At 61.6% G+C, this 6,212-nt stretch carries 5 protein-coding genes; 3 read left to right on the top strand and 2 right to left on the bottom strand.

Annotated elements, in window-relative coordinates:
• Positions 1-261: 261 nt before the first annotated feature.
• Positions 262-1,023: a YdcF family protein gene (locus A7K61_RS30085; RefSeq protein WP_047711857.1), complete on the bottom strand. Its 762-nt coding sequence runs from the start codon at positions 1,021-1,023 to the stop codon at positions 262-264.
• Positions 1,024-1,120: 97 nt separating this feature from the next.
• On the bottom strand, positions 1,121-1,426 hold the full coding sequence (locus A7K61_RS30090) for a hypothetical protein (RefSeq protein WP_044268949.1): 306 nt from the start codon (positions 1,424-1,426) through the stop codon (positions 1,121-1,123).
• Between the two features lie 261 nt (positions 1,427-1,687).
• On the opposite strand from A7K61_RS30090, the gene leuS reads away from it, so the two are divergent.
• The 3 genes from leuS to holA all read left to right on the top strand — a co-directional run bounded on the left by leuS (position 1,688) and on the right by holA (position 6,065).
• The gene (gene leuS / locus A7K61_RS30095) at positions 1,688-4,294 is read left to right on the top strand and encodes a leucine--tRNA ligase (RefSeq protein ID WP_069558986.1); all 2,607 of its coding nucleotides are present in this window, start codon (positions 1,688-1,690) and stop codon (positions 4,292-4,294) included.
• Positions 4,295-4,382: 88 nt separating this feature from the next.
• On the top strand, positions 4,383-4,988 hold the full coding sequence (gene lptE / locus A7K61_RS30100) for an LPS assembly lipoprotein LptE (RefSeq protein WP_014720078.1): 606 nt from the start codon (positions 4,383-4,385) through the stop codon (positions 4,986-4,988).
• Positions 4,989-5,027: 39 nt separating this feature from the next.
• Positions 5,028-6,065, top strand: coding sequence for a DNA polymerase III subunit delta (gene holA, locus A7K61_RS30105; protein ID WP_069558987.1), 1,038 nt, complete (start codon positions 5,028-5,030; stop codon positions 6,063-6,065).
• Positions 6,066-6,212: the final 147 nt, after the last annotated feature.

Consider the following 6,212-nt stretch of genomic DNA (forward strand, 5'->3'; position numbering starts at 1 on the left):
GTACCCGGTCCACCTGTGTTGGACTGTTAGGCCGTCTTCGCAGGCAAGCCAGCTCCCACATTTGGACAGCGGCGCGTCAGTTAGAACAGCGCTGGCTGCCAGGCCGTCACGGGAGCAAGCTCCCTCGCCACAGGGTCAGTGTCGTATTGAAGTTGTGTAAATACCTATGCTGCGATAGCGGTGTATCAGTGCCCTGAGTGCTCACTGACCCACCGCCATCGCAGGCAAGCCAGCTCCCACCATTGATCGCCTGTGTTGCACCTATCGGTAGAACAACCGATACCCCACCTGCCCCACCGCTTCATTGATCAACTGCCCGCTTTGCCACACCGCCTTGACGTCCGGCATCCAACCGCCCAGCGGTCGACCATGGTCCACACCCAGAAAGCCCACCGGCCCCGGCACCACGGTGAAGCCGGCTTTCTCAAAGCTCCACACCGAACGCGGCATATGCCAGGCCTGGGTCACCACCACCACCCGCTTGATGCCTTGCGGCAACAAAATCTCGGCGCTCATCTGGGCGTTTTCCCAGGTGGTGCGGCTGCGTTCTTCTTTCCAGCGCACGCTAACGCCGAAGTCATCCTGCATCGACACCGCCATCAGCTCGGCCTCACTGGGCGGCGTGCCGTAGTGCAAGCCGCCGCTGGTCAGCACTGGCAAACCGGATGCCTTGGCCAGCCGCGCGGCAAAACGCTCACGTTCCAGGCCAATACCGGTGGGCTGATCGCTGCCCCACGCAATGTCCCCACGCTCGCGCCCCGAGCCCAGCACCACAATCGCGTCGGCACGCTGGGCCAATGTAGCCCAGTCTTCCCGGGCCAAAGGCGGCTCTGTCTCCAGGGCACGGGCGCCCCACTGCACCATCACGGGCAGGCTGATCAACCACATCCCGCCAAGCCCCAGGGCAAAACACAAGCCCGCCAGGCGCGGACGGCTGCGGCGAAACCACCAGGCACACGCCAACAACAGCAGAAAAATACCGGGCGGCAACAACAGTTGTTTAATGAAATAACGAAAAGGCATCGGGCATCTCCAAAGATGCCCGAAGCCTAGATGCAACGGGGTTTTGCAACAATCCTTACCGACAACATTTTGATAACGCTAACGGATAACGCGGGGCTCATTTGCACCGCACAGACCGCAAGTTCTCTGGCCTGCGGCCGGTCGCCAGGTCTTTGAGCCAGATGACCTTGGCCGAATGAGCGGGCGGGGAAGCCTGCCCATGGGAGGCGCGGTCGTGATTCAACGCCAGGTAGTTATTGATCAATTCAAGCTCCGCCTGGCTCAAGCCTCGCAACTCCAGCTCCAGAGGCCGTTCATCACGCAATCGGCCTGCGGTTCTTGCGGCATCCAATGCCCGACCCAAACGGTCGATCAATCCTTCGTACAACTGCGGTTTCGTTAAAGTTCGCTGCGATTCAACCATCCCCTCACCTCATTGAAGAAATACTTGCTCCCCACTAAACAGCGTAGCCCCCGTTGCTGCGCCTGCCCGGTGCCGCGACAGACGGCCCTTGGCGCGCAATCAGGGTTTCCCTCGATAGAGTGGGGTCATGTATGCTACGGCGCTTCCTGTAACTCCACTTCCCGCAGGGTTTGGGCATGGACGCGCCGCTTCTTGGTGTCGAACAACCCGGACAGTGCACCGAAGAGGATTAGGCCACCCCTATCCAGTTCAAAAGTAGCCATGCACGAACAATATCAGCCCCGTGAAATAGAAAATGCCGCCCAAACCTTCTGGGACGAGCAAAAGTCCTTTGAAGTCAGTGAACAGCCAGGCAAGGAGACTTACTACTGCCTATCGATGTTCCCTTACCCCAGCGGCAAGCTACACATGGGGCACGTGCGCAACTACACCATCGGCGACGTGATTTCGCGCTACCAGCGCATGCTCGGCAAGAACGTGTTGCAACCCATGGGTTGGGACGCCTTCGGCATGCCGGCAGAAAACGCCGCGATGAAAAACAACGTGGCGCCCGCCAAGTGGACCTACGAAAACATCGCCTACATGAAGACCCAGCTGCGCAGCCTGGGCCTGGCGGTGGACTGGTCCCGCGAGGTCACCACCTGCAAGCCCGATTACTACCGCTGGGAACAATGGCTGTTCACTCGCCTGTTCGAAAAAGGCGTGATCTACAAAAAAAGCGGCACCGTGAACTGGGATCCGATCGACCAGACCGTACTGGCCAACGAACAGGTCATCGACGGTCGCGGCTGGCGTTCCGGCGCGCTGATCGAAAAGCGCGAAATCCCGATGTACTACTTCAAGATCACCGCCTACGCGGATGAACTGTTGTCGAGCCTCGACGATCTGCCGGGCTGGCCTGAACAGGTCAAGACCATGCAGCGCAACTGGATCGGCAAATCCAAGGGCATGGAAGTGCAGTTCCCGTACAACGTCGACTCCATCGGCGAAGCGGGCGCACTCAAGGTGTTCACCACCCGCCCCGACACCCTGATGGGCGCGACCTACGTCGCCGTGGCCGCCGAACACCCGCTGGCCACCCAGGCCGCACAGAACAACCCTGAGCTGCAGGCGTTCATCGCTGAATGCAAAGGTGGCAGCGTGGCCGAAGCCGACGTCGCCACCCAGGAGAAAAAGGGCCTGCCAACCGGCCTGTTCGTCGAGCACCCGCTGACCGGCGAGAAGCTGCCGGTATGGGTCGCCAACTACGTATTGATGCACTACGGCGATGGCGCCGTCATGGCCGTGCCGGCCCACGACGAGCGCGATTTCGAATTCGCCACCAAGTACAACCTGCCGATCAAGTCGGTTGTGCGCACCAGCTCGGGTGACACCAACCCCGCGCCGTGGCAAGACGCCTACGGCGAGCACGGCACGCTGATCAACTCCGGCGAATTCGACGGCCTGGATTTCCAGGGCGCGTTCGACGCCATGGAAGTGGCCCTGATCAAGAAAAACCTCGGCGCCTCGCGCACCCAGTTCCGCCTGCGCGACTGGGGCATCAGCCGCCAGCGCTACTGGGGCTGCCCGATCCCGATCATCCACTGCCAAACCTGTGGTGACGTGCCGGTGCCGCAAGACCAACTGCCGGTCGTGTTGCCAGAAGACGTGGTGCCGGACGGCGCTGGCTCGCCGTTGGCACGCATGCCTGAGTTCTATGAGTGCAGCTGCCCTAAATGCGGCGCGCCGGCCAAGCGTGAAACCGACACCATGGACACCTTCGTCGAGTCCTCGTGGTACTACGCCCGCTACGCCTCGCCGCACTATGAAGGTGGCCTGGTGGAGAAATCCGCAGCCGACCATTGGTTGCCGGTGGATCAGTACATCGGTGGCATCGAACACGCCATCCTTCACCTGCTGTACGCGCGCTTCTTCCACAAGCTGATGCGTGACGAAGGCCTGGTGAGCTCCGATGAGCCGTTCAAGAACCTGCTGACCCAGGGCATGGTGATCGCCGACACTTACTATCGTCGCGAAGCCAATGGCGCCTACACCTGGTTCAACCCGGCGGATGTCGAGCTTGAGCGTGACAGCAAGGCCAAGGTCATCAGCGCCAAGTTGAAAGCCGACGGTTTGCCGGTGGAAATCGGTGGCACCGAGAAGATGGCCAAGTCCAAGAACAACGGCGTCGACCCACAGTCGATGATCGACCAGTTCGGCGCCGACACCTGCCGCCTGTTCATGATGTTTGCCTCACCGCCCGATATGAGCGCCGAATGGTCCGACTCGGGTGTCGAAGGCTCGCACCGTTTCCTCAAGCGCGTCTGGCGCCTGGCCCACGCCCATGTCAGCCAGGGCCTGCCGGGCAAGCTGGACCTCGGCGCCTTGAACGACGAGCAGAAAGCCGTGCGCCGCAGCATCCACCTGGCTATTCGCCAGGCCAGCCAGGACGTCGGGCAGAACCACAAATTCAACACCGCCATCGCCCAGGTGATGACGCTGATGAACGTGCTGGAAAAAGCCCCGCAGGCAAGCGAACAAGACCGTGCGCTGATCCAGGAAGGCCTGGAAACAGTTACCCTGTTGCTCGCGCCGATCACGCCGCACATCAGCCATGAACTGTGGAGCCGCCTGGGCCACAGCGGTGCCGTCATCGATGCCGCCTGGCCGGTGCAGGATGACAGCGCCCTGGTACAGGACACGCTGCAACTGGTCATCCAGGTTAACGGTAAACTGCGTGGCCAGATCGACATGCCGGCCAGCGCCAGCCGTGAAGAGGTTGAAGCAGCTGCACGCATCAATGAGAACGTGCTGCGCTTTACCGAAGGCCTGACCATCCGCAAGGTGATCGTGGTGCCCGGCAAACTGGTCAATATCGTCGCCAGCTAAATCGGATCGGGCGCGGGGCTTGGGCCCCACGCCGAACTAAACCTTTAGGGCCCGAGAAGGCCCACCTGGTTTCAAGGGGAGCAACAAAATGATCAAACGCAATCTGCTGGTTATGGGCCTTGCCGTGCTGTTGAGCGCTTGCGGCTTCCAGCTGCGCGGCACCGGCACCAATGAGCTGTCGCTCAAGGAACTCGACGTCAGCGCCCGCAACGCCTACGGCGAAACCGTCACCCAGCTGCGCCAGACCCTGGAAAACAGCGGTGTGCACGTGTACAACGGCGCCACCTACAAGCTGATCCTGACGGATGAACGCGAAACCCAGCGCAATATCAGCTACGCCAGTGCCGGCCGTGCGTCCGACGTTGAATTGAACACGGCGCTGATGTTCGAAATACAAGGCCGTGATCAGCTGCCGCTGATGGGTGACAAGATCCAGGTGCAGAAAGTGGTGAGCCACGACGGCAACAACCTGGTGGGTTCGGACTCCGAGACCATCCAGGTGCGCAAGGAAATGCGTCGTGAGCTGATCCAGCGCATGATGACTCGCCTGCAAATGCTCACCCCGGAAAAACTGGCTGAGCTGCAGCAAGTGGCCGACAACAAGGCCAAGGCTGACGCCGACGCCCTGAAAGCCGCGCAGGAATATGAAGACAACACGCCGAAACAGTCGCCTGTTGAAGTCCCTGTCGAGTAAGCCAGACGGGGCGCCCCTGGCGCCCCGTTCGCCCCGCCTATGAAACTTGCCCCCGCCCAACTCGCCAAACACCTGCAAGGTGGCCTTGCGCCTGTGTATATCGTCAGCGGCGATGACCCGCTGCTGTGCCAGGAAGCGGCCGACGCGATCCGCACCGCCGCACGCCAGCAAGGCTTCGATGAACGCCAAGTGTTCAGCGCTGACGCCAGTTTCGACTGGGGCACGCTGCTGCAAGCTGGCGCGAGCATGTCGCTGTTTGCCGAGAAACGCCTGCTGGAACTGCGCCTGCCCTCGGGCAAGCCGGGCGATAAAGGCGCGGCGGCCTTGATGGAATACTGCTCGCGCCCCGCCGAAGACACCGTGTTGCTGATCAGCCTGCCCAAGCTCGACGGCAGCGCTCAGAAAACCAAGTGGGGCAAGGCCCTGGTCGAAGGTCCACAGACTCAGTTCATCCAGATCTGGCCGGTGGACAGCAACCAGTTGCCGCAGTGGATTCGTCAGCGCCTGTCGCAATCAGGCCTGGCGGCGACACAGGACGCCGTGGAGCTGATCGCCGCTCGGGTCGAAGGCAACCTGCTTGCCGCCGCCCAGGAGATCGAAAAGCTCAAGTTGATGGCTGAAGACGGGCAGATCACCGTCGAAACCGTGCAAGGCGCAGTGGCCGATAGCGCGCGCTTTGATGTGTTCGGCCTGGTGGACGCCATCCTCAACGGCGAGCCCGCCCACGCCCTGCGCATGCTCGAAGGCCTGCGCGGCGAAGGGGTGGAACCACCGGTGATCCTGTGGGCCCTGGCCCGTGAGCTGCGCGTGTTGGCGAACATTGCCCTGCAATACAGCCAGGGCACCCCGCTGGACAAATGCTTCAGCCAGGCCCGGCCACCGGTGTGGGACAAACGCAAATCCCTGATGAGCAAAGCCCTGCAACGGCACTCGGCGCAACGCTGGGCGCAACTGCTGCTGGAAGCGCAGCGCATCGATGCACAGATCAAAGGCCAGGCAGCCGGCTCGCCATGGATGAGCCTGAGCCGTCTGTCACTGCTGATGGCCGGCCAGCGCCTGGCGTTGCCTGCCGAATAACCCCCTCAGCACCACACCACAAAACCCTGTGGGAGCTGGCTTGCCTGCGATGGGGCCAGTTGGCCCATTTCGCTCAACGGTAACCACGATGCGAAGCGAGCCGCTCTTGATCTTGATCTGCTTGTGATCTTGATCTTAAGCGCCCCG

The sequence above is a fragment of the Pseudomonas sp. AP42 genome (genome assembly GCF_001728935.1).
GTDB lineage: Bacteria > Pseudomonadota > Gammaproteobacteria > Pseudomonadales > Pseudomonadaceae > Aquipseudomonas > Aquipseudomonas lactis.